Annotated in this window: 28 protein-coding genes and 1 pseudogene; 8 read left to right on the plus strand and 21 right to left on the minus strand. The window is 46.7% G+C overall.

All coding sequences use genetic code 11. The features are described 5' to 3' along the window. Positions 1 to 9: 9 nt before the first annotated feature. On the minus strand, positions 10 to 1,407 hold the full coding sequence (locus tag BTR1S_RS07125) for a S41 family peptidase (protein WP_029418386.1): 1,398 nt from the start codon (positions 1,405 to 1,407) through the stop codon (positions 10 to 12). 135 nt (positions 1,408 to 1,542) lie between these two features. Between BTR1S_RS07125 and BTR1S_RS07130 the strand changes: the two genes are divergently transcribed. Beyond that, positions 1,543 to 2,250: a class I SAM-dependent methyltransferase gene (locus BTR1S_RS07130; RefSeq protein WP_006636281.1), complete on the plus strand. Its 708-nt coding sequence runs from the start codon at positions 1,543 to 1,545 to the stop codon at positions 2,248 to 2,250. 95 nt (positions 2,251 to 2,345) lie between these two features. Next, positions 2,346 to 2,600: a hypothetical protein gene (locus BTR1S_RS07135; RefSeq protein ID WP_029418385.1), complete on the plus strand. Its 255-nt coding sequence runs from the start codon at positions 2,346 to 2,348 to the stop codon at positions 2,598 to 2,600. A gap of 136 nt (positions 2,601 to 2,736) precedes the next feature. Here BTR1S_RS07135 and BTR1S_RS07140 read toward each other — a convergent pair whose 3' ends face one another. Both BTR1S_RS07140 and deoD read right to left on the minus strand, forming a co-directional pair. Further along, a complete protein-coding gene (locus BTR1S_RS07140; protein ID WP_006636283.1) occupies positions 2,737 to 3,567 on the minus strand; it encodes a M15 family metallopeptidase in 831 nt (276 codons plus the stop codon). Between the two features lie 37 nt (positions 3,568 to 3,604). Then, positions 3,605 to 4,303: a purine-nucleoside phosphorylase gene (deoD, locus tag BTR1S_RS07145; protein ID WP_006636284.1), complete on the minus strand. Its 699-nt coding sequence runs from the start codon at positions 4,301 to 4,303 to the stop codon at positions 3,605 to 3,607. Positions 4,304 to 4,500: 197 nt separating this feature from the next. On the opposite strand from deoD, the gene BTR1S_RS07150 reads away from it, so the two are divergent. From BTR1S_RS07150 to yoyE, 3 genes are read left to right on the plus strand one after another with little or no spacing between them, the layout of a single operon-like run. Next, entirely contained in the window at positions 4,501 to 5,499 is a 999-nt protein-coding gene (locus BTR1S_RS07150; protein ID WP_029418384.1) for a permease, read from the plus strand. Positions 5,500 to 5,519: 20 nt separating this feature from the next. Beyond that, a complete protein-coding gene (locus BTR1S_RS07155) occupies positions 5,520 to 6,386 on the plus strand; it encodes a TIGR03943 family putative permease subunit (RefSeq protein WP_029418383.1) in 867 nt (288 codons plus the stop codon). 48 nt (positions 6,387 to 6,434) lie between these two features. After that, positions 6,435 to 6,566 (plus strand): protein YoyE, encoded by a 132-nt coding sequence (gene yoyE, locus BTR1S_RS22445; RefSeq protein WP_006636287.1) that lies wholly within the window; start codon positions 6,435 to 6,437, stop codon positions 6,564 to 6,566. Between the two features lie 37 nt (positions 6,567 to 6,603). Here the strand turns inward: yoyE and yodL are convergent, their stop codons facing one another. From yodL to BTR1S_RS21765, 3 genes are all read right to left on the minus strand, one after another. Next, positions 6,604 to 6,924, minus strand: a complete 321-nt coding sequence (gene yodL / locus BTR1S_RS07160; protein ID WP_006636288.1) for a shape determination protein YodL — start codon at positions 6,922 to 6,924, stop codon at positions 6,604 to 6,606. A 54-nt stretch (positions 6,925 to 6,978) separates the two neighbouring features. Further along, a complete protein-coding gene (locus BTR1S_RS07165) occupies positions 6,979 to 7,590 on the minus strand; it encodes a phosphatase PAP2 family protein (RefSeq protein WP_006636289.1) in 612 nt (203 codons plus the stop codon). Between the two features lie 106 nt (positions 7,591 to 7,696). Continuing rightward, on the minus strand, positions 7,697 to 7,867 hold the full coding sequence (locus BTR1S_RS21765; RefSeq protein ID WP_006636290.1) for a YozD family protein: 171 nt from the start codon (positions 7,865 to 7,867) through the stop codon (positions 7,697 to 7,699). Between the two features lie 122 nt (positions 7,868 to 7,989). Here BTR1S_RS21765 and BTR1S_RS23170 point away from each other — a divergent pair, with 122 nt between their 5' ends. Then, the gene (locus BTR1S_RS23170; RefSeq protein WP_006636291.1) at positions 7,990 to 8,124 is read left to right on the plus strand and encodes a hypothetical protein; all 135 of its coding nucleotides are present in this window, start codon (positions 7,990 to 7,992) and stop codon (positions 8,122 to 8,124) included. Here BTR1S_RS23170 and yodN read toward each other — a convergent pair. From yodN to msrA, 14 genes and pseudogenes are all read right to left on the minus strand, one after another. Beyond that, on the minus strand, positions 8,117 to 8,797 hold the full coding sequence (yodN, locus tag BTR1S_RS07170; RefSeq protein WP_029418382.1) for a germination protein YodN: 681 nt from the start codon (positions 8,795 to 8,797) through the stop codon (positions 8,117 to 8,119). The two genes, BTR1S_RS23170 and yodN, sit on opposite strands and share 8 nt — an antisense overlap. 165 nt (positions 8,798 to 8,962) lie before the next feature. Next, positions 8,963 to 9,184 carry a YozE family protein gene (locus tag BTR1S_RS07175; protein ID WP_006636293.1) on the minus strand — a complete coding sequence of 74 codons (222 nt, stop codon included), beginning with the start codon at positions 9,182 to 9,184 and terminating at the stop codon, positions 8,963 to 8,965. Between the two features lie 105 nt (positions 9,185 to 9,289). Next, on the minus strand, positions 9,290 to 9,571 hold the full coding sequence (locus BTR1S_RS07180; protein ID WP_006636294.1) for a YokU family protein: 282 nt from the start codon (positions 9,569 to 9,571) through the stop codon (positions 9,290 to 9,292). Further along, positions 9,568 to 10,977, minus strand: coding sequence for a lysine 2,3-aminomutase (gene kamA / locus BTR1S_RS07185; RefSeq protein WP_029418381.1), 1,410 nt, complete (start codon positions 10,975 to 10,977; stop codon positions 9,568 to 9,570). Before kamA ends, BTR1S_RS07180 begins: the two co-directional genes overlap by 4 nt. Positions 10,978 to 11,107: 130 nt before the next feature. Continuing rightward, positions 11,108 to 11,947 (minus strand): putative beta-lysine N-acetyltransferase, encoded by an 840-nt coding sequence (gene ablB, locus BTR1S_RS07190; RefSeq protein ID WP_006636296.1) that lies wholly within the window; start codon positions 11,945 to 11,947, stop codon positions 11,108 to 11,110. A 27-nt stretch (positions 11,948 to 11,974) separates the two neighbouring features. Further along, the gene (locus tag BTR1S_RS07195; protein WP_006636297.1) at positions 11,975 to 13,243 is read right to left on the minus strand and encodes a peptidase; all 1,269 of its coding nucleotides are present in this window, start codon (positions 13,241 to 13,243) and stop codon (positions 11,975 to 11,977) included. A gap of 13 nt (positions 13,244 to 13,256) precedes the next feature. After that, positions 13,257 to 13,910 (minus strand): 3-oxoacid CoA-transferase subunit B, encoded by a 654-nt coding sequence (locus BTR1S_RS07200; RefSeq protein ID WP_006636298.1) that lies wholly within the window; start codon positions 13,908 to 13,910, stop codon positions 13,257 to 13,259. Beyond that, positions 13,895 to 14,584, minus strand: coding sequence for a CoA transferase subunit A (locus BTR1S_RS07205; protein WP_006636299.1), 690 nt, complete (start codon positions 14,582 to 14,584; stop codon positions 13,895 to 13,897). The genes BTR1S_RS07200 and BTR1S_RS07205 overlap by 16 nt, the downstream gene beginning before the upstream one ends. Next, on the minus strand, positions 14,568 to 15,926 hold the full coding sequence (locus BTR1S_RS07210) for an aspartate aminotransferase family protein (protein ID WP_006636300.1): 1,359 nt from the start codon (positions 15,924 to 15,926) through the stop codon (positions 14,568 to 14,570). The genes BTR1S_RS07205 and BTR1S_RS07210 overlap by 17 nt, the downstream gene beginning before the upstream one ends. Positions 15,927 to 16,167: 241 nt before the next feature. After that, positions 16,168 to 16,455 (minus strand): MFS transporter, encoded by a 288-nt coding sequence (locus BTR1S_RS23175; protein ID WP_236835548.1) that lies wholly within the window; start codon positions 16,453 to 16,455, stop codon positions 16,168 to 16,170. 363 nt (positions 16,456 to 16,818) lie between these two features. Beyond that, positions 16,819 to 16,953 carry a YjcZ family sporulation protein gene (locus BTR1S_RS21770; RefSeq protein ID WP_081605340.1) on the minus strand — a complete coding sequence of 45 codons (135 nt, stop codon included), beginning with the start codon at positions 16,951 to 16,953 and terminating at the stop codon, positions 16,819 to 16,821. 76 nt (positions 16,954 to 17,029) lie between these two features. Further along, positions 17,030 to 17,806 (minus strand): GNAT family N-acetyltransferase, encoded by a 777-nt coding sequence (locus BTR1S_RS07220; protein ID WP_006636303.1) that lies wholly within the window; start codon positions 17,804 to 17,806, stop codon positions 17,030 to 17,032. A 114-nt stretch (positions 17,807 to 17,920) separates the two neighbouring features. Beyond that, positions 17,921 to 18,394, minus strand: coding sequence for a peptide-methionine (R)-S-oxide reductase MsrB (gene msrB, locus BTR1S_RS23180; protein WP_255130986.1), 474 nt, complete (start codon positions 18,392 to 18,394; stop codon positions 17,921 to 17,923). Next, positions 18,371 to 18,901, minus strand: a pseudogene (msrA, locus tag BTR1S_RS23185) (peptide-methionine (S)-S-oxide reductase MsrA); the annotation flags it as partial. The pseudogene msrA and the gene msrB, both read right to left, overlap by 24 nt. Before the next feature lie 362 nt (positions 18,902 to 19,263). Here msrA and BTR1S_RS07230 point away from each other — a divergent pair. Together BTR1S_RS07230 and BTR1S_RS07235 are read left to right on the plus strand one after the other, a co-directional pair. Then, complete coding sequence (locus tag BTR1S_RS07230) at positions 19,264 to 19,698, plus strand: MarR family transcriptional regulator (RefSeq protein ID WP_006636305.1); 435 nt, start codon at positions 19,264 to 19,266, stop codon at positions 19,696 to 19,698. Positions 19,699 to 19,768: 70 nt separating this feature from the next. After that, on the plus strand, positions 19,769 to 20,017 hold the full coding sequence (locus BTR1S_RS07235; RefSeq protein WP_006636306.1) for a hypothetical protein: 249 nt from the start codon (positions 19,769 to 19,771) through the stop codon (positions 20,015 to 20,017). A 21-nt stretch (positions 20,018 to 20,038) separates the two neighbouring features. Here BTR1S_RS07235 and BTR1S_RS07240 read toward each other — a convergent pair whose 3' ends face one another. Then, positions 20,039 to 21,391 (minus strand): MATE family efflux transporter, encoded by a 1,353-nt coding sequence (locus BTR1S_RS07240; protein ID WP_029418379.1) that lies wholly within the window; start codon positions 21,389 to 21,391, stop codon positions 20,039 to 20,041. Positions 21,392 to 21,397 lie beyond the last annotated feature (6 nt).

The raw sequence follows: 21,397 nt of genomic DNA on the forward strand, positions 1-21,397 counted from the left end.
GGGTTTTGATTATTGTTCCTTTTTGAGAATCTCAATTGCTTTATTTAATTGCGTATCATTTTTCGAAAGCTTATCCTGAAGCTTGACTGTCATCCCGGTCGTTGTTTCTCCGGTGATGACGCCGGTCGTTTTCAGCTTTTGATCGCGTTGGAAAGCTTTCACGGCTATTGCTGTCTGATCGTCGAACGAGCCTGTCGGTTTTACATTGTATCCGAGCGCCTCCAGCATTTGCTGCGCAACTTTCACTTCGTCTCCCGTGCTGCCTGACTGATACTTTTTCTTTGGATCGAGATACGGCAGTTTGGCATAGCCGGGGAGCTCAGCTTTGTATTGAGGCTTGATGCCTTTTTCGTGAATCCAGTCTCCGTTCGGCGTCAGCCATTTGGCAATCGTCAGCTTGACAGTAGATCCGTCTGAGAAGTTTTCCGCATTTTGCACGGTTCCTTTGCCGAATGTTTTTTCTCCGACAATCGGGATGCCTGAAGACTGATGAAGTGCAGCGGCCATGATTTCCGCGGCGCTCGCCGTTCCTCCGTTTACGAGTACAACGGTCGGCTTGTTCACTTTGCGGTCATTCTCGGCTTTGTACACTTCTTTTTTGCCGTTTTTCGTTTCAACCTGCATGATCGTTTTGCCTTTGTCGACAAACAGGTTGCTCATGGCAATCGCCTGGTCCATTAAGCCTCCGGGATTTCCTCTGAGGTCTAATACGAAACTTTCCGCTCCTTTTTTTGTCAAATCGTCAATGGCTTTGGTCAATTCTTTTGCCGTATTTTCGGAGAATGACGTGATTTGGATTTCGCCGATATTGCCGTCGATCATTTTCGAGTAAACCGTTTCAATCGGAATTGTATCCCGCTTAATGGTGACATTGATTTGACCGACGCCTTCCCTGTTCAACACCAGCTTGACGCTTGTGCCTTTTTCGCCGCGGATCATAGCTGTCGCTTCATTGACCGTCTTTCCTTTGACGCTTTTTCCGTCTACTTTCTGAATTTCGTCATGCGGCTTTAAGCCCGCTTTTTCTGCGGGAGAGCCTTTTATTGGCGCGACAATTAAGATTTGTCCATTTTTTTCTTCGACTTGGGCGCCGATCCCTTCAAATGAAGAGGTAATGCTTTCTTCAAAGGATGCTGCTTCTTTTTTATCCATGTATGTAGAATACGGATCCCCCAAAGCCTCAAGCATTCCTTTAATCGCCCCGTCTGTCAGTTTTTCATCATCTGCTTGTTTGTAATAGTCACTCTTGATTTTGTCATAGGCCGCCATCAGCTTTTCAAATTTTCCGCTGTCTGCCGTGGAATATGCTGACCCGCCGTTTCCTTTGCCCACGATAAAAAGCGTAAGCGCCGAGGCTGCGACGGCGGTAACCAGTACAATCAAAAAGAGCTTAACCTGCTGTTTCAAACGAACACCACCTTTTCTTCTTACCATATTATCACGGACGATTCTTTATTCGTCAACTCGGATCACTTGAAAAGCGGCTTTCGATAAACGGTTTCATTTTTTTCGCATATGCATACAAAAAGGAGGGATTTTATTTTGAGCGATTATTTAGACATGCTGGCTTATTTCGGAGTTTCCGGCGCACATCCGGGCGGGATGGCGCTGACAAAAGCTGTTCTCGCAAAAGCCGATATCGACCCGGAACGTCCGATTCTTGATGCCGGCTGCGGCACAGGCCAAACCGCCGCTTATTTAGGCCAGCTTCTGTTTTCGGTGACAGCTCTTGATTCAGATGCGGTCATGCTTGATAAGGCGAAAAAAAGATTTGCAGATGAAGGATTATCCATCCCTGTTGTTCACACTCAAATCGAAGAGACCCCTTTTCAGCCTGACAGCTTTGGATATGTATTGTCAGAATCGGTATTAAGCTTCACACACCTTGACTTATCATTGGCAGAAATCCGCCGGATACTTGAGCCCGACGGCAAGCTGATCTGTATTGAAGTAACTCTTGCAGACGACAGCCTTTCAAAAGAAGAAAAACAAGAAATCTGTGATTTTTACGGATTCACCGCTTTGTACACAAAAGACGAATGGATGGGCGTACTCCGCGAAGGCGGCTTTTCACAGATTGAGATAATCAGCTCCTCCTTGGAAGAAACCGATATTGATGAAGCCGTCACAGAGATGGATCTGTCGGAGGTCATTCCAGAAAAATCCTATCAAACAATGGAAAAACATCAGCGGCTGCTGGCAAAATATCAGGATTCTCTTCATCCTATTATTTTTGTGTGCGGCCAATAAACCATCATTTGTCCTCCTTCTTTCGTCCACCCTTTTCTAGCAATCCTGTCATATGCTGAATAGAGAATATACTAGATGATGGAAGGAGCATGTAAATGGAACGCTACTATAGATTTTGTCATCAGAACATCGGCAAAGTGGCCAGAATCACGGACAAAACAGGCCGCGTCCATGTCGGCAGAATTGTCCGTGTGTCGCCAAATAGAGTATTTATCGCCCCGATGATCAGAAGAGGCGCTACGGGCTACGGCTATGGATATTACGGCGGCTGGTGGGGCTGGGGCCCTGTTTACGGACTCGGACTCGGTTTAATCGCCGGTGTCGCACTTGCGGGCTTATTTTTCTGGTAGAATGAAAAGGCCGATGTACATCGGTCTTTTGCTTTTTTGAGAAAGTGACTCCATCCAGTGCTCATGAAAATCGCCGCCTTATGATATCGGTTCTTATAAAAAAAGAGCTTCCGCGCATGGCGCGAAAGCTTCTTTTTTATATTTTCTTCACTTCTTTAAAATATTCTTCGAGCGTCAGATCATGCTCTTTCATGACTTTGGCGGCTTTTTTGCCGACATAGCGGATATGCCACGGCTCATATTTATACTTCGTGATGCTTTCCTTGTTTTTCGGGTAGCGGATGATATATCCGTATTTATAGGCGTTGTCCTCGACCCATTTTCCGTCTTTCGTATTGCCGAAGGCCTCGGAAAGAGCTGTGCCCGCGCTTCTGCTGGAAATGTCGATCGCAAGCCCGGTCTGATGCTCACTCTGCCCCGGAAAAGCGACGGCTTCTTTCGCTTTCTTTTCTCCCTTTTGGCTTACCTCGGTATCATAGACCGTTTTTTGTCTGTCATATGACCTGTAGCCGGAGACGGCGACAAGCTGAAAACCTTGTTTTTTTGCGGCGGTGAACATGTCTTCAAGCGCCTTTGCCGCCTCTTTTCGAATATAGCGCTTATCGATGTCCTCCTTAAAGGAGAATTCAACATTCGGCACTGTTAAATCAGATGGTTCATAGTCTCCCGGAAGCGCATATTCTTTATTGACAAGCGCCAGGATATTTTCCGGGTTTTGAATCGTCGGCAGACCGTTAACATCTTTGATCTTGTTGAAGTATTTGCTTTCAAGCACAAATTCCTGATCTTCGAGATCGTTGTTGCTGTTGTCCGTCTTTTGATCTTTCGCATCCTTGTTTACATTTGAAACGTTTTTCGTATTGGTCGTATCTGTCTGCTTCTGTTCTGTCATTGAGCATCCTGTGCCGAGCAAAACCGCCGCGCTCAACAGAGATGCGATCGATGCGTATTTATACTTTTTGTTCATTAATATCCACCCTTTTATCAAAAGCTGCGGAACGGCCTTATAAAGCCGTGTCCAATGCCAGCAGAATCATATCATTGAATGTTGTCTGTCTTTCTTCGGCCGTCGTTTCTTCTCCTGTAATGACGTGGTCGCTGACCGTTAAAATCGACAGGGCTTTCCGGCCGAATTTCGCCGCTAATGTATAAAGCGCAGTCGTTTCCATTTCAACTGCAAGCACGCCGTATCTGGCAAGCTTTTCGATTTGGCTGTCTTCATTGTAAAACTGGTCGGCCGTAAACACATTCCCTGCGGTAACCGGGATATTCCGTTTTTTCGCGGCGTCATAGGCCGTTTTTAAAAGCTCAAAATCGGCGCATGGGGCAAAGTCGATCGACCCGAATGCGACCCTGTTGATCTGCGAATCCGTGGAAGAAGTCATCGCCAGAATGACGTCCCTTACATTCACATCTTTTCTGATTGCGCCGCATGATCCGACGCGAATTAAGTTTTTCACATCATAGCTTGAGATTAGTTCATTTACATAAATGGAGATGGACGGCACACCCATGCCTGTTCCCTGCACGGAAACGCGTTTTCCTTTATAGGTGCCTGTAAAACCGTACATGCCCCGCACTTCATTGTAGCATTCGACGTTTTCCAAGTATGTATCGGCAATGTATTTTGCACGCAGCGGGTCTCCAGGAAGGAGCACCGTTTCTGCGATTTGCCCTTTTTCCGCGCCAATATGTACGCTCATGATTATTCCTCCTGCCTTTTAAAGCTGACTGGTGATGAATGGTGGAGCTTCCGCTCGCATTATGTATTATAAACCAACATGGCAGAAAAAGAAAATAAAGCAATGTTTCATGTTGCAGAAAAACTGTCATGTTTAAATAAGGACAAGCATATCTTAAACAAGAATCATTCCGATTAGCCTGAAAGGATGGGAAGATGATGTTTCGCTCATTTAACAGATATCTCATCGATTTTACCGGTATACTTGTGTTCGGTGTTTTAATATGTCTTGTGACAATTGGAAAATCTCTGGCTGATGCCCTTCCTTTCCGTATTCCGGCATCCATCGGACAGCTCAACACGATTTTTATCAGCATTTTGATTGAGGCGCTTCCCTTTGTTTTAATCGGAGTGTTGATCGCCGGCTTTATTCAGATATTTGTAACTGAAGATCATATTCGCGCCCTGCTGCCAAAAAACAGGTTTTCAGCCGTCATTGCCAGCTGTGTGCTTGGCGCATGTTTTCCGGCTTGTGAATGCGGCATTGTTCCGATCGTCCGGAGACTCGTCGCTAAAGGAGTTCCGATTTACGCCGGCGTCGGCTTTCTTCTGACCGGTCCGCTGATCAATCCGGTCGTCATGTTATCGACTTATATGGCATTTGGCAATGATGTCCGCATGGCGGTCTTGAGAGCCGTCTCGGGTTTTGCGGCTGCCGTCCTTGTCGCACTGGTAATCAGCCTGTTATTTCGGTCAAGCCAGCTCAAGATGCTCAGCCGCGAAGATGACCGCAAAACCGCCCCTCCTTCTCCCCCTTTTTCGGAACGGCTCTATCATATGCTGAAGCATGCCATTGATGAATTTTTTGACATGGGCAGATATCTGATTATCGGCGCTTTCGTCGCCGCACTTGTTCAAACGTATCTGCCTTTAAAATCGCTGTTTGTTCTGGGAGGCGGTATGCTTGACTCCACCCTTGTGATGATGGGGATGGCGTACGTTTTGTCGCTTTGTTCCGAGGCGGACGCATTTATCGGAGCTTCCTTCAGGAGCTTGTTCCCTGAATCAGCGATCCTCGGATTTTTGGTGTACGGACCTATGCTCGATTTGAAAAACACGATTATGATGCTCAGTGTGTTTAAACCAAAGTTTGTGATTTGTTTATCGGTGCTGATCACCCTGATTGTCTATATTTGCGTGAGGGCCGCCGGCCTTTGATAGAAAGGAGGTTGATCCACATGGTGTTTCAGCCGCAGCAATTTTTGCGGGCCGTCATTTTGGCAGCCTTTTCAGGATACTTGTTCAAAATCCATTACACAGGAGAAATCGCCAGGCTGATCAATCCGAAATATGAGTATACGAGCCTGATTGCCGCCGGAGCGTTCGCTTTCCTGTTTTTCATTCAACTGACAAGAATTTGGACGGTTCAGACAACTAAGCATGATTGCGGATGCGGACATGACCACGGCCAATCAAGACCCTTTTTCATCAAGATGATTCATTATGCGGTGATCTCTCTGCCGCTGATCACCGGCTTTACGTTTGCCCCCGCTGTTCTAAACTCATCCGTTGCCGCCAATAAAGGAACGATGCTGGCCAAAACAGAGCCGGGCGCCAATGCTGAAAACAACGGACATGTCACAACACCCGGGATCCAAAAAGGATTGGAAGAGTCCGCTATTTCGCAAACGGCATATGAGCGGAATATGGCCCGGTTTAAAAGCTCGAACCCGCTCGTGATGAACGATGATCTGTTTGCCGATTATTACGACGAAATCAGCTCGAACCCAGGTGATTTCACCGGCAAACAGATCATTGTCAAGGGTTTTGTCCATAAAGAGCCCGACCTGAAAAAGGATCAGCTTGTCTTGTCCCGCTTTTTGATTACACATTGTATTGCAGATGCAAGTCTGATCGGCTTTCTTGCCGAATGGGACGGAGCGCGGGATGTAAAACCGGATACATGGCTCGAAATAGAAGGAACGCTCGGCAAGGCTTCATGGAACGGAAACATCATCCCCGTCATCAAAGCCGAAAAGCGAAAAATGATCAAAGAGCCGAAACACCCTTATGTGTATCCAGTGACAATCAAGATGACAGAATAAATCCGGGGCTGTTTAGTCATCCTATTTTTTAGGAAGGAGGAAGCATCAATGGGAAAAAAACAGCGCAACAGAATCACCGGACAGAAAAAAAACAACCACATCCCGACGAAGGATGTGATTGCAGCGGAGGAAGCGCACGAAAAAGAATTCAGCGCCAGAAAACGAAAGAATACAACATAAAAAACTGCGGAGAACTTGTCCGCAGTTTTTTTGAGCGCTAGGATGACTGCAGCAACAAGCGGTTGATTTTGCTCCATCCTGTTGAAAGCAGTTTATAATAGGTTTTTCCTTTCCTTCCTTCATCAATTAATACAATGTCGCCTGTCGCAAGAAATCTGGCTTTATAATCGTTTGGCACCGTGTCATAAACGTTAAAAGTCGAAAACGTACGCTCCAATACATCCTCATGGGTTCTGCCGTTTATTTCTGTTCTGTAAACCATCTCATATCCCTTCTTCTCACCAAAGCGGGGCGTTTGAAAAATCGTCACATCATAAGCTGTCAGCTTTTTTTTAAACAATTGAAACTGTAACGGCAACACGATCCCTCCCTTTTTTTATTATATTGGCGTTTCGTTTTTTGATCCCTTTGACTACTTTTGTCGAACGAGCGGGAAGTTTTCGTCAATTTTCTTGAAGATGAAAAACAGCGCCATGCCGAGGGAAAAACCGCCGATGACATCGGTCGTGTAATGAACGCCGAGATAGATGCGGCTGATTCCGATCAATGCGATCAGAATCCCGGCCAACACCGTAACAGACGTCTGATGCCTTTTAAAAAACGGCACATGCATGATAAGGACATAGACGATAAACGGATACATGGCCGCCGCATTCATCGAGTGGCCGCTCGGAAAGCTGTATGACGTTTCATGGACGAGCGGGTGAAATGCCGGCCGCTCTCTTGAAATCCAGTCTTTAAAGCCTTCATTGGCCATCCTTTCAACAATAAATAAAAGATACACGTACAATGTGGCGGCCGCCTTTTTATATACCGCCAGAACAAGCGTCAAGACAAGGATCAGCGGCAGCATGACACTGCTTGATCCTATATCGGTCACCACTTTGAATACCTGGTTCAAAAAAGGCTGTCTAACGCCCTCGACTGCCTGAAGAATGTTGGCATCAATGGATTGAATGAATGGTACACGGATAAGAACGGCCATTATGATAAAAAGAACCGCTGAAGTAATTGCTTTGTACATGAAACAGCTGCTGCCTCCTTGATATATGTTTTAACCATTTTACACTCCGCTTTCTTATGGGAGCAACGATGAAAGACCGAAGCATCATCGCTTCGATCTTTCCATCTTAATCATCTATATGCTCTTCTATCATGCATTTTTCAATCAGATAATCAAAGGTGATGTCGGCAATTTCGAACAGTTCGTCCTCGCTCGGTATGTAGCCTCTTCTTGTCAGCTCAAGATAAAAAAAATCAGCGATTTCTTCTGTATCTATCATCAGCTCAATGTCTTTCACTTTGATCGCCTCCTTATTCTGATGTATGAGCAGTCTTCCGGTTTTATAACCGGTTTGTCATAAAGTTTGTCCCCTGACATATACATGTTGTAGCAAAACAAAGCCTTAAGGGGGACGAGAAAATGATACGGAAAGCCATTGAAGCTATTGACGGAGACGGTTTTGACCTGGCCTTGGCGAAGATCTTGCGCGTGATGTCCGGACTGATTTTTTTCGGCTGTTTTCCTTATTTTTTATATGTGGTGTTTTTCAGCTGAAATATTCTTTGAGGCTCTCCAGAACAAAATCCATCATATCTTTATATTCCGCATCCTGAAACATTTCATACAATACTTTATAGTCGTTGTAAATATCCAGCAGCTCATCCACCACCACTGCGGCCATTTCACCCTCATTTTCCTGCTCCTCGCGGTCACCGGCAAAAGGCAGAAATACCTTTTCTGTGAGCGGTTCATCAAGCTCCTGTCCGGCTTCTCCCACATAGTGGACAAAAAGGAGCTGATGAACAAACTGGTCCATTTCGTATGTTCTAAGCACAAGGGTCAAATCCTCTTCCTCTGTCTCCAGCCATTCCCCGTCTTTCAGCCGGATCAGTTCGTAGATAATGTCTTCCCAGCCGTCCTCTAAATACCTCCAGATTTCGGTTCTGTGGCCGGTGATCTTAAACAATTCTTTGCCGTAGTTTTTCACATACACGACATCACCGATTAAAAATTCATATTCGATATCTAGCTTTTCTGTATCAACGATGACCCCGTCATAGTCTTTATAAAGCTGTAGAGAAGTCTCGAAATAAAGCACTTCATTATGGTTGACTTCATACAGAAAATGCTTGTCGATCTTATGAACTTTTGTCACAGTGCCGACCGTACCGTACATGACGACCACAACCACATCTCCGACTTTGTATTTAGGCGCATTTGACTTCATGTTGATTCCCCCTTGCCTTAAAGCTTCCGTCTTACGCTTATCGTATGCGCCAGGCCGTCAATTCGCATGGGCAGGCATACAAAGCGGTGACGAGTTTTCCGAAAAGCCCTTGAGCCGTGGCTGTGTGAAGTGAAAAAGCCGCAGGTGTCATAGCTGCGGCTTTTTTTATTGTTTTGTATCGGTGATATATTTTTCCCAAGCTTCATCAAATGTCGTCATTGATGATAAATAATCCCCATTGAGCTCAAGATAAGAACTGATTTCATCGTAATGATTTGATGTCTTGGGAAATCCGTGATCAAGGTATGCGTTATTGGCGAAAACGCTGATATCGTCTTTCGGCTTCGGATGACGGTATTTCATTAAATAGTGGTAAAAAGATTTCACGGCTTCCCTTCCTCTCTTCTTTTGTTGTTTTATTATACAGCCCATGGAAAAAAACACAAACGAAAAACCGTTTTCCGCAACATAAAAACCGGCCTGGGAAGCCGGTCACGAAGAGAAATCAAAGTAATTGCGCTTTAAAATCCGCTCGGTTTTCATCAGTCTGTCAAACGATACGGATGAAGGTAATTTCTTTGTATCGATCAGAAGCAGCTGGTTTTCAATATCTTCAGTGACGGAGTCTTCCTGATAGACCATCCCGCAGCTTTGACATGCGACTGCGGGCGTCTCTGTAATTTCAATCGCTTTTGTTCCGTCAGGCAGCTCCCAGTAGACGGTCGTTTGAGCATCTTCGGCTTCCGCATAGCCGCACCAGTCGCAGCGCTTCATGTGGCATGCCCCTCAGCTTCGCCCTCTTTCTTTTGCTGGGCGAGAAATTTCTTTTCTTTTAGCTCATCCCGTTTTGCTCTGCGGCTTTTCAATGTTTCATAATCAGGCCTCTCTCTATAGCTTTCCCTTCTTTTTAAACGGTTTAAGCCTTCAGGTGTATAGGAAAGGGCGCGATCCTCGAATATGGCGGAAATTCCCGTGCGTTCTTTTTCCTTCAGCACTTCAGGGTAGATTTCGCTGAAATACTCATCAGCTCTGCCGGGCACATAGTTTTCCGGCTCCGGATAAGAGGTGATGACCCCTTCAAAATTGCGGAGCACCACTTTATCGGGGCTTTGTGAAATCAGATAGTTCGGCTGAATCGCGATTTTTCCGCCCCCGCCCGGCGCATCGACGACAAACGCGGGAACAGCATATCCGCTTGTATGCCCCCGCAAGCCTTCGATGATCTCAAGCCCTTTTGAAACCGGCGCCCTGAAGTGCCCGATTCCTTCAGACAAATCGCATTGATAGATATAATACGGGCGCACCCTGATTTTCACCAAATCGTGCATCAGCTTTTTCATAATGGAAACGCTGTCATTTATGCCCGCCAAAATAACGGCCTGATTGCCGACCGGTACGCCGGCATTCACCAGCTTTTCACAGGCTTCCTTTGCCTCCTCGGTGATTTCGATGCTTGTGTTAAAATGCGTGTTCAGCCAAACGGGATGATACTTTTTTAAAATCTCGCAAAGCTTGTCGGTAATTCGCTGCGGAAACACAACCGGCGCCCTCGTCCCGATCCGGATGATTTCAACGTGCGGTATGGCGCGCAGGTTTTTCAAAATATATTCGAGAATTTGATCGTTGATTAACAGTCCGTCGCCTCCGGAGATGAGCACGTCCCTGACATCCGGGGTATCACGGATATAGCCGATCGCCTGATCAAGCTGCTTTTTGGGCACTCCCATTCCGATTTGGCCCGAAAACCTCCGTCTCGTACAGTATCTGCAATACATGGAGCACTGATTTGTGACGAGAAACAGAACCCGGTCCGGATAGCGGTGGGTTAAGCCGGGGACGGGTGAATCTTCATCTTCGTCAAGAGGATCTTCAAGGTCGTATTTTGTTTTATGCATTTCTTCAGAAATCGGAACGGACTGCATCCTGATCGGACAGCGGGGATCATCCGGATTCATCAGCGAGGCGTAATAAGGCGTAATGTTCAGAGGGATCGTTTTCGTGGAAATGCGGACCCCCTCTTCTTCTTCCTTTGTCAAATTCACGACTTTTTTTAAATCATCGAGCGTTCTGACCGTGTGGGTCAGCTGCCATATCCAATCATTCCATTTTTCGTCCGTTACATCCTTCCAAAGCTCAATCTCTTTCCAGTGTCTTTTCGGCTTGAACAGGCCGTTTGTCATTTTTCATCCCCCTATCAGCATTTTTCCTATATTACTTTCCAAGTTATGTGAACAGCAGGGAAAGTGACTCTTTATTTTGAAAACCACCCCCGAAAAACAGGTCGGTCTGCTGATCCGGATCAGGTTCCCGTCATTCAGACAGCCGGCTTAAATTTTTGCACCATATGTTCATGTTTTCGATGCTTTTGTAAATGACACAATTGTTGATGAGCCGGCCTCTGTACCGGTAGGATAAATGGTAGAGCGTGGCGTTCATCCCCATGGAAGCCGCCCTCGCAATTGAAAAAACATGAAAGATGCCCGCTTGCCTCAATTCAGTTTCAAGGGCGGAAATCAGCCGTTTTGTCAAAGAATGTCCGCGGTATGAGGGAAGAACGGCGCAGTCTGTCACTTCCGCATGCCCCAATAAATAATTGACATCAGCGCCTGCCGCGGCGACAAGCTTTTCTTGATCAAAGGCGAGATAGTAAACAGCTCCTTCTTCCATCGTCTTGTTGACATATACCGGATCAGAAACCGGCGCCGGATAAACAGGGAATACTTCTTGATAAAGCTTTGCCAGCAATGGAGCGTCTCCCGGAGCAGCCGGCCGGATCAAAAAAGGCGACAGCTTCTTTTCCTGCGGGATGGGCGAACCAAACAGCTTTCTGAGCATGTCGTCCTGCACGATCCACTCATCTGTCCTTCGTCTGCTTTCCTTCAAATAGTTGACAAGCACGGCCGCATCATGCCCGTTGTAATAACCATCAATCTGCCCTTCAGGTTCAAACACATGCTCTAACAAGCCGGCGATATCGTTTGTTTTCGCAAAGATGATGATTTTTTCAATATCATTTGCTTTTGCCATTTCCATGATGTCGCGAAAAAACGAGCAGACATTCCCTTCATAATTGATGATTCTGATTCTTTTGTTGAAGACGTCGAGATCAAGCTCGAGCCGGCAGCATTCATTTTCCCATGTTTTGATCATGTTTTCCCTCCGAAACAGACGGCCTTTTTATCTGTTATAATCACACCAATTCATAATAAAAAGGCTGATAATCTTCGCCGCCTTGATGAGCGCGTCTTTTTCGATATATTCATTGGCCTGGTGCGCCATCTTCGTTTCCCCCGGGCCGAATACGATGACAGGGGTGTTTCCCGCATGCGATAATACGCCGCCGTCTGTCGCCCATGGAGATGCCTCGATGATAGGCTGTTCACCGGCAACGGTTTGATAGGCTGCTTTCAGCGTATTCGCCAATTCGTGATCCTCAGCTAAATCGTTGGGGAGCCATCTTGCGCCAAACCATTCGATTTCGGCCGGATAATGTTTAAACCATTCATCGTGGTATTCCAGATCCTTCAGCCAGCTCTCCAGCTCAGACTGGACGTCTTCCGGGGATTCGTTCGGGGCGATGCCGCACCTTCCCTCTATTGTAACGGTGTCGGCTACTGAAGAAGGCCATGTTCCTCCTTTGATCGTCCCGATGTTAATCGGAACGGGAATCGGGATATTTTCATATAATGAATCTGTTATTCTTTTATTCCTCACCATTTCAAGCTGGCGTATGGACTGGACGACATGCATGCTTTTTTCAATCGCGCTGACCCCTTCATACCTTGTACCTCCATGCGCTGAAAGCCCCTTGACCGAAATTCTGAACCACATTGACCCCTGCTGTTTAATAAACAGTTTCATATTCGTCGGCTCCGGGATGAGGGCGCCGTCCGCGCGGTATCCCCTGACAACGGCGGCGAGGGTTCCAGCTCCCCCGCATTCTTCGTCAACAACACTTTGGAAAATGAGATCGCCTTTCAGCTTGACCCCGCATTGTTCGAGGGCCTCCATCGCCATTAAGAGGGCGGTGTTCCCCCCTTTCATATCTGTTGTGCCTCTGCCGTAGATCCTTCCTTGTTTGACAACAGGCTGAAACGGTTCAGTATCCCAGTCTTTGCGGCTTCCTTCGGGGACAACATCGATGTGGCCGTTCAGAATGAGCGATTTTCCGCCGCCTGTGCCCCGTTTTCTGGCTGCGATGTTCGGGCTTTCTTTAAAGCTCGTTCTGTCGGACTTGAACAGCGGATGCTGTTTTAATTGCTTGATGCTCGGCTCCCAGACATCAATTTCGGCGTCAAACTGCCGCAGCTTTTCCAAAACGACCGCTTGCGCGTTGAATTCGCGGCCCATTGTGCTTTTTTCTCCGACAAGTTTTTTCAACAGCCGAACCGCCTTTTTTTCATGCGAATCAATCCAGTCACACACTTTTTTCTCTATCTTTTCCATCGAATTCCTCCTCTTACGAAAACGGCAGATCGATCCGGACGCGTCCATCCGTCAGGCGCAACACATCATCAACAGATGCTTCATTCATCAGCTCCTTCAGCACAAAGCTGTTGTTTTTGATCTCGATCACGGCTTTATCAGTGATGATCATGTCAACGCAGCCCCTGGCTGTTAATGGGAGCGTGCAGCTCTCAAGAAGCTTCGGCGCTCCATGTTTATCGGTGTGGCTCATGACGACAATCACTTTTTTTGCTTTTTGCGCAAGCTCCATCGCCCCTCCCATCCCGGGAACTTTTTTCCCCGGCACAATCCAGTTGGCAAGATCGCCCGCTTGGCTGACTTGAAGCGAGCCGAGGATTGTCAAATCGATACAGCCCTTTCTGATCATCCCGAATGACATGGAGGAGTCAAAATAAGACGCTCCTTTCACAGCGGTGACCGGGTAGCCTGCCGCATTGCAAAGATTCTCATCCTCATCCCCTTTTTCAGGTGTCTTTCCGATGCCGAGCACACCGTTTTCCGATTGAATCATGACGGAAACCCCCGGCTGCAGAAAGTTTGGGACGAGTGACGGGATGCCGATCCCTAAGTTGACGATCATTCCGTTTTCCACTTCTTTAGCCGCCCGTCTGGCGATGCTCTCCCTCTCGATTACTCCCAAACCCATTTCCACGTCACCCCTCTTGTTTCGGCTACCCCTTTTACAAAAATGCCGGGTGTCACGATTTCTTCTTCGGCAAGTCCGCCGGCCGGCACGATCTCTTCAACTTCCGCATACGTTTTGTCAGCCGCCATCGCCATGAGCGGGTTCATGTTTCGGGCTGTTTTGTCATAGGTGATATTTCCCCATTCATCAGCCGTTTTTCCAGATATAAATGCCACCTCCGCAGTCAATGCCGTTTCGGCAATATACGTACGGCCATTTAAAGTGACGGTTTTCTTGTCTTCCAGCACCATCTGATTGTCAATCCCAATATCGGTCAAAATGCCGCCAAGACCGGCTCCGCCAGCGCGAATCCTTTCGGCAAGCGTTCCCTGGGGCGAAAATTTGACTTCAAGCACACCGTCTGTCATTTGTTTGCCTGCGACCGGGTTGGAGCCGATATGGGAGGCGATCAGCGTTTTGACCCGGTGATTGACGATAAGGGGCCCGATGCCGATCTCGGGAAATCCTGCATCATTGCAAATGACCGTTAAGTTTTTGACGCCTGTTTCCAAAACCGCCCTGATGAGTGACGGCGGTGAACCGACACCGCCGAATCCGCCAAACATCACAATCGCTCCATCCTTTAAACCGGAAACCGCATCTTCGATTGTCATTCGTTTATTCAAAAGCGTCATCTGCGCGCATCACCTTTTCCGCTTGTTTTTCTACCATATGGACAGAATCTCTGAATATTTGTACGAGCTCCTTCATCTCCGCTTCGGAAACCGTAAGCGGCGGTGCGATGATGACAGCGTCGCCCTCCCCTCCGTCAATTCCGGCTTGTGCCGGGTAGATGAGGAGGCCCCTTCTTTTCGCTTCGGAAATAATTCGCGCTGACAGCTCCATTGAAGCGGGAAATGGTGTTTTGCTTTTTTTATCAGAAACAAACTCAACACCCAGCAGCAATCCCTTGCCGCGAATGTCGCCGATAATCTTTGATTGTTTCATGATTCCTTCCAATTCCTTCTTCAGCCTCTCCCCTTTCACCGCGGCTTTTTTGGGCAGGTCATGCTTCACGATATAACGGAGAACCGCAAGCGCTGCAGCTGCTGAAAAAGGATTGGCGCTATAGGTATGTCCGCTCATGATGACCCCTGATCCCTTTTTGATCGTCTCCATGATGTCATCAGACAAGACGGCCGCCGCAATCGGAGAATAGCCGGCGCTCATTCCCTTGCCGAGAACAGCGATGTCCGGTGTGACGCCCCAATGCTCGATGGCCAGCATTTTCCCCGTTCTTCCCATGCCGCTCATCACTTCATCCGCAATAAACAGAATGTCATTTGCTTCACATACCTCTTTTATTTTTTTGTAATAGTGGTCAGGAGCTGTGATCGCGGCTCCCGCGGCGCCGATCACCGGCTCAGCCACAAAGCCTGCGATAAATTGCTTGCCGATTCGTTTGATCGCAAGCTCCACTTCATTTGCACACGCCTCTTTGCAAGCGAAAGGATCGAGCTCAAATGGACATCTGTAGCAGTTGGGCGCCGATGCGGCGGGATATTTGTGGAGAAGATGGGTAAATCGATAACGGCGTTCATAAAAGCCCGACAGTGAAAGAGCTCCGTTTGTAATTCCGTGGTAGCTGTTCCATCTCGAAAGAAAGATCGTTTTAGCTTGTTGTCCTTTTTCCTGCCAATATTGGACAGCGATCTTCATGGCGGTTTCCACCGCCTCAGAACCGCTGTTGACGAAGAAAGACCAATTCAGTTCCTGAGGCAGCACATCAGCCAGCAGCTCTGCAAGCTGTTCGGCCGGCTCGCTCGTAAACTGTGAACGATAGACAAAAGAAACAGCATCAAGCTGTTCTTTTAGCGGGGCTATAACCTCTGGCACACCGTGGCCAAGGTTGCAGGTAACAGCACCTGAACAGCCATCAAGATATCGTTTTCCGGATTGATCGAAAATGCAGCTTCCTTTCGCATGATGAACGACCGGATAGCGTCCATGCAGATCCGGTTTAATCAAAAATGACATGCAGCACATCCCCCCTTCCCGAAGAACAGGATTTTTCTTTACATTGTATGAAGCGGGAAATGGTGGCATTCTTTTTCATCGCCGTAATGGCGGGAGAAATTTTGTTTACAGAAGCGCTTGACCGTTTTGTTCATCCCGAAAGCAGGATCCGGCTTTCGGGCCTATCGCTGCCGACTGACAGATTTTCCCTCAAAAAATAAAAGGAATCTCTCCTTTTATCACCAGATCATTCCTATTGGCTTTACATTGAGGCTTCTTTTTCAGACGCGATCGTTCGCATCGTCGGTTTTTCCCAGAAACGAAAAGATCTGAGCATACAAAATGCGGCAAACGGCGCTGGGAGAGCGGCGATGAGAAACAGGTATTCAGGGCTGAGCACATCGGACAAAATCCCCGCCAATGCATAACCGAGCGGCATTAAGGCGCTGTTGGCCGCGAAAAAGGCGCCCAATGCCCTTCCTCTATCCTCACCTTCTGTCACCCTTTGTAAATATCCCTCAATATAAATATTCACGATTCCGCTGATCATTCCAATCAAGATCAGAATAGCGGCGCCGAGAACGACGTTCTTGATCGAGCCGAGCGGAAATATAAGCAGTCAAAAGATGAACATCAATATAGGGACAGCCGCCTTTGCATGCCCCGGCTTTGCGACAAATGATAAAAAAGAGCGGCGCCCAGCGTTCCCGCATGCCCAAAAAGACTGAAAAGCTCCCCTCTCAGCCAGGCCTGATCATTCAACAGGGATGAGCTTCATCCCACAGGGTCATTTCACATAATAAGTAAACATTTCACAACGCATATCACATCATCCCAAATATCTTTCAAAACAAAAACCTTCCGACGTATGGAAGGTTTGTAAACATGAAGTGCCGGTATCGTTTCTTTTTTCTTAGTAAACAAAAGCCGCGCCCACGATAATGAGCAAAATAAAGAGTACGACGATTAATACGAACGTGCTTCTTCCGTAAAATCCATAACCATATCCTCCATAATCACAGCAATGATGGGGGTAATGATGATGCACGGGCTATCATCCTTTCTTAAAAAGTCTTTACACCCCAGCCTATGCGGGCCAAGTTATCATTGGTTTGTGCATCTGCCTACATGGGAGAAAACAAATATTTAAAAATCGTTGTCAGATGATATTCCTTTTGAAACCCGAGCTTTTCATAAAACCATTTTGCCTTGTCGCTGCCGGAAGTGACAAGGTAGCTCGACTTCATGCCCGCCCGTTTTGATGCGGCAAGCATCTCCCTGAGCAGTTTTGTTCCATAGCCTTTGCGCTGATAAGGTTCTAAAACGGCGACTTCTTCGATTTTTGAAATTTTTTCCCGGTGGTCAACATAAAGTTCCGCACAGCCGACCGGCTCTCCCTCGTCCGAGTAGCAGACAAACAGCTGAATGATGCCTTTTTCGTAAAAAGGATACTTGCGGCGCAGTTTTTCTTTGGCAAACGCCTCATTGATGTACAATGAATCATAGGCCTGCATTACATGACAGCCGTCATGCAGCGATTCCGCCGTTCCCCATTTTGCAGAGCCAAAGCGCTGCTGCCCGGTCCATTCCGATAAGTCTATACTGTAAAACAGCTCTTCATCAAGAATATATCCGAGATCAAATAAAGCTTTTTTCATAGAAAAAGGAATATCTACGCCACATGAACTTTTCACATGAACATAACGGCGTTTTAACATCCCGGGAACACGAGTAAGCAGCGAATATAACTCGGCCAGCGGGTAATCGTCTTTTAGTTGTATGAAATGATGGGCAAACATTTGCGGCAGCTGATCATCTATGTATATATCGTATAATGATTCCGTTTGTTTGCTGCATGTCAGCAATAAATAGTTTTCTTCAGTTTGTCGTATGGATCTCATGACTGGAGCCTCTTTTCGTTTGCTGGAGGATTTTTTTGGTGCGATATAAAAAAGATGACCCTTTTATAAAAGGATCATCTTTTGCCGGGTAAATGTCAATATGTTCTTTAACCGCTACTCTTTTTCCCGTGTCCGGAATAAACCGGCATATTCCCCGTATCCTTCTTTTTCAAGATCATCTTTCGGAATAAAGCGAAGCGCTGCTGAATTGATGCAATAGCGAAGACCGTTTGGTCCGGGCCCGTCCGGAAATACGTGGCCGAGGTGTGAATCGGCCGTTTTGCTTCTGACTTCCGTCCTGATCATGCCGTGTGAGGTATCAAGCTTTTCCTCGATCTCTTCTGAATCGATCGGTTTCGTAAAGCTCGGCCAGCCGCAATGGGCATCAAATTTATCAAGTGAAGAAAACAGCGGCTCCCCGGAAACGATATCGACATAGATGCCCTCTTCCCGATGGTTCCAATATTCGTTTTGAAACGGTGGCTCTGTTCCGTTTTTTTGCGTGACCTCGTACTGCATCTGATTGAGCTGTTTCAACCGTTCTTCTTTTTGACCGCCATGCTCTTTCGACCCCCAATGCTCATGCAGAAATCCTTCACGCCCGCTGCCGATCCGGTATCTTTTATAGCGGTCCGGGTGTTTTTTGTAGTAATCCTGATGATACTCCTCAGCCGGATAGAATGGGCCGGCTTCAAGGATGTCGGTTGCAATCGGATCCTTAAATATACCGCTTTCGGCAAGCTTTTGCTTTGATTCCTCGGCGAGCTTCCGCTGTCTGTCATTATGATAAAAAATCGCCGTGCGATAGGATTCACCGCGATCGGCAAACTGTCCTCCGCTGTCTGTCGGGTCGATCTGCTGCCAGTAGAGTTCAAGCAGTTTTTCATATGGAAATACATCGGGATCAAACGTAATCTGAACGGCTTCCCTATGTCCGGTCGTATTGCTGCAGACCTCTTCATATGTCGGATTCTCCGTGTGCCCGCCCGTATATCCCGATTCCACTTTGATAATGCCGGGCTGTTCGTCAAAAGGCTTGACCATACACCAGAAACAGCCTCCTGCAAATGTGGCGAGTTCGCGCTTTTCAGCCATTTGTGCTGCCTCCTTTTCTAAAACGTGATAGGAATTATTATAACATAGCCGGCCGTTTTTCAAGCTTCTTCTGCTCATCAATCAGCCGGTAAACCACATCCGTTTTCAGCAAACAATTATGACAATTATTTGTCTTTATCTTCACAAATAGAGGGACAAACCGTCAATACTCCCGCCGTTCCTGATTTTTCCTTTGTTCAATTGATGGTCAAATGAACTAAAAATCTGCTTAAACTTTTACTTGCAAGGCAAAAATTATGGTATCATAGTGTTATCATGTTCATGAAAAATAAATTCATGCTGATTCGGTCATTCCTTTAAAAAAGAAAGCGGAATTTGCTAATTATATGGAGGGGCGAAATTTGAAAGTTAGAGAACAAATGATGTATGACATGGAAGCATTGCTTCGCACAGTATTTAAACAAATACGTGATGAGATAAATGAACTGCTCGAAAAAGAGATGTCCCGCAATGAATTTATGATCCTGCGCCTGTTAAGCGAACAGGGTCCGAAAAAAGTGACGGAGTTTGCAACGATTTTAGGAGTGTCCGCCAGCCACATCACTGCGGTTACCGATACTTTGGTCGAAAAAGGCTGGATTACGAGAGTCCGCTCCAAAGAAGACAGACGGATCATTAAAATCCACCTGACAGATGCAGGAAAAGAAATTATCAGATATTTCGAAGAAAAGAAAACGGAATATTATTTTAAACGGTTCAGCTGCTACAGCGACGAGGAGCTGAAAACATTAATCGATCTGTTCAGCAAGCTTGACAAGAAAAAAGGGCAGCACTAAAAAGAAAGGGCTTTTACATATATCGGCACCCCCATGAGCACATTAAAACCAAAAAGAGGTGCACAAGATTATGACAGCTCCTTATCTATGTCCAAACTGCAAGACGAACCGGACGAGATTCAATTTAATTGAACAAGCGCCGACCTCCGTGAAGCTTGATCCTTCTACCGGGGAAATTTTGGAAACGTATTCAGAGGACGAGCGGTCCCCTTTTCACCTTCCGTACAACGGCCCGTCAATAAAAGTGCAGTGCGGTGCCTGCGGATTAATTGAAGATGAAAAAACGTTTATCAAGCTCGCCGAATTTGATAAACACTGATATGAAAAAGCACACCCCCTTTTATACAGAAGGTGTGCTTTTTTCTTTTTCAAACAGGACGAGATCCTTCCATTTCCCAAAGCGGTAATAAAGAAACGCGGTCAGGCTGCTTAATAAAAAGCTCATGCCGATGCCAAGCGCAATGCCGTTTTCTCCGATCCAGCTGGAAAACATATATGAAAACGGATATCGGAGCGCCCAAAATGAGATGATATTCAGAATCAAAATCTGAAACATCGCCCCCGACGCCCTTACCACGCCGTTCAGGACAAAGTTAATGCCGATAAACGGATAGAAGAAGGCTATCGTTCTCAAATATTGCTCCCCAAAGCCGGCCGCTTGCACTTCTGAAATAAACAGCTTCACCGCATGGTATCCGGCAAAGAAAACGGCGGCGCTGATCGTAAGCATGAATATCATCACATAAAGAACGCCGTAGTTTGCGATTTTTTTCGTGCGCGCCATGTCCCCGCTGCCGATCGTCTGGCCCGCCATGCTGTTGACGGCCGTTCCGATCGCCATCGCGGGCAGAATGAGAAGACTGTCAATCCGCTGAACGGCTCCAAATCCGGAAACAACGCTTTCTCCAAATGAGTTGACAACGCTCATGATCGCCATTGAACCGCCGGAAATCACCACCATCTGCAATCCTGCGGGAATCCCGAGTCTTAAAATAACCGATGTTTCATAAAGCGAAGGAAGTTTTGGCAAAGCAAATGGGACAAGCCCTTTTCTCACTGTATAGACCATTCCGTAAATAAAAGCGATTCCTTGAGAAAGGACGGTGGCATAGGCCGCTCCGAAAATTCCTAAATGGAACACCGATATAAACAGCGGGTCCAAGAAAAGGTTTAAGATCACAGCGATCAGGACAAACCGCAATGGTGTTTGACTGTCGCCGACAGCCCTTAATACAGTGCTGATAAAATTATAGCCGAACAAAAAAATAATTCCAATAAAATGAATTTTTAAATAGCCTGAAGCGAAATGCATCATATTGTCAGGCGTCTGCAGAAGCGCAAGCAGCGGTTCTGCGGCGATAAACCCGATGATGCCCAGCAAAAGGCTCATCACTGTCATAATCACAACAAACGCATTGACATATGAAGCAAGGCCATGTTTGTCATCCTTCCCTTTTTGCTGGGACAGTATCGTCAGCGCTGCATTATTGATCCCCAATACAAACGACAGGACCGTAAAGAAAACTGTGCCGGACACAGCCGTCGCTCCAAGCGCTTTTGCGCCGAGCAGGTTTCCGACCCACAGGCTGTCGACGAACTGGAAGGAAATTTGCAGCAGGTTGGCAAGGATGATGGGCCCAGAGAAAAAAATCAATTGTTTTAAAACATTTCCTTCTGTAAAATCCGTTTTCATATCCTG

The sequence above is a fragment of the Bacillus sonorensis NBRC 101234 = KCTC 13918 genome (assembly GCF_001592005.1).
Classification (GTDB): Bacteria; Bacillota; Bacilli; order Bacillales; family Bacillaceae; genus Bacillus; species Bacillus sonorensis.

What these genes read in the sequence shown, in the direction of transcription:
- BTR1S_RS07135 (WP_029418385.1), top strand. Translation starts at nt 2,346, where the DNA reads ATGGAACGCTACTATAGATTTTGTCATCAGAACATCGGCAAAGTGGCC.
- BTR1S_RS07140 (WP_006636283.1), bottom strand. Translation starts at nt 3,567, where the DNA reads ATGAACAAAAAGTATAAATACGCATCGATCGCATCTCTGTTGAGCGCG.
- deoD (WP_006636284.1), bottom strand. Translation starts at nt 4,303, where the DNA reads ATGAGCGTACATATTGGCGCGGAAAAAGGGCAAATCGCAGAAACGGTG.
- BTR1S_RS07150 (WP_029418384.1), top strand. Translation starts at nt 4,501, where the DNA reads ATGTTTCGCTCATTTAACAGATATCTCATCGATTTTACCGGTATACTT.
- BTR1S_RS07155 (WP_029418383.1), top strand. Translation starts at nt 5,520, where the DNA reads ATGGTGTTTCAGCCGCAGCAATTTTTGCGGGCCGTCATTTTGGCAGCC.
- yoyE (WP_006636287.1), top strand. Translation starts at nt 6,435, where the DNA reads ATGGGAAAAAAACAGCGCAACAGAATCACCGGACAGAAAAAAAACAAC.
- BTR1S_RS07165 (WP_006636289.1), bottom strand. Translation starts at nt 7,590, where the DNA reads ATGTACAAAGCAATTACTTCAGCGGTTCTTTTTATCATAATGGCCGTT.
- BTR1S_RS23170 (WP_006636291.1), top strand. Translation starts at nt 7,990, where the DNA reads ATGATACGGAAAGCCATTGAAGCTATTGACGGAGACGGTTTTGACCTG.
- yodN (WP_029418382.1), bottom strand. Translation starts at nt 8,797, where the DNA reads ATGAAGTCAAATGCGCCTAAATACAAAGTCGGAGATGTGGTTGTGGTC.
- BTR1S_RS07180 (WP_006636294.1), bottom strand. Translation starts at nt 9,571, where the DNA reads ATGAAGCGCTGCGACTGGTGCGGCTATGCGGAAGCCGAAGATGCTCAA.
- kamA (WP_029418381.1), bottom strand. Translation starts at nt 10,977, where the DNA reads ATGACAAACGGCCTGTTCAAGCCGAAAAGACACTGGAAAGAGATTGAG.
- ablB (WP_006636296.1), bottom strand. Translation starts at nt 11,947, where the DNA reads ATGATCAAAACATGGGAAAATGAATGCTGCCGGCTCGAGCTTGATCTC.
- BTR1S_RS07195 (WP_006636297.1), bottom strand. Translation starts at nt 13,243, where the DNA reads ATGGAAAAGATAGAGAAAAAAGTGTGTGACTGGATTGATTCGCATGAA.
- BTR1S_RS07200 (WP_006636298.1), bottom strand. Translation starts at nt 13,910, where the DNA reads ATGGGTTTGGGAGTAATCGAGAGGGAGAGCATCGCCAGACGGGCGGCT.
- BTR1S_RS07205 (WP_006636299.1), bottom strand. Translation starts at nt 14,584, where the DNA reads ATGACGCTTTTGAATAAACGAATGACAATCGAAGATGCGGTTTCCGGT.
- BTR1S_RS07210 (WP_006636300.1), bottom strand. Translation starts at nt 15,926, where the DNA reads ATGTCATTTTTGATTAAACCGGATCTGCATGGACGCTATCCGGTCGTT.
- BTR1S_RS23175 (WP_236835548.1), bottom strand. Translation starts at nt 16,455, where the DNA reads ATGATCAGCGGAATCGTGAATATTTATATTGAGGGATATTTACAAAGG.
- BTR1S_RS07220 (WP_006636303.1), bottom strand. Translation starts at nt 17,806, where the DNA reads ATGAGATCCATACGACAAACTGAAGAAAACTATTTATTGCTGACATGC.
- BTR1S_RS07235 (WP_006636306.1), top strand. Translation starts at nt 19,769, where the DNA reads ATGACAGCTCCTTATCTATGTCCAAACTGCAAGACGAACCGGACGAGA.
- BTR1S_RS07240 (WP_029418379.1), bottom strand. Translation starts at nt 21,391, where the DNA reads ATGAAAACGGATTTTACAGAAGGAAATGTTTTAAAACAATTGATTTTT.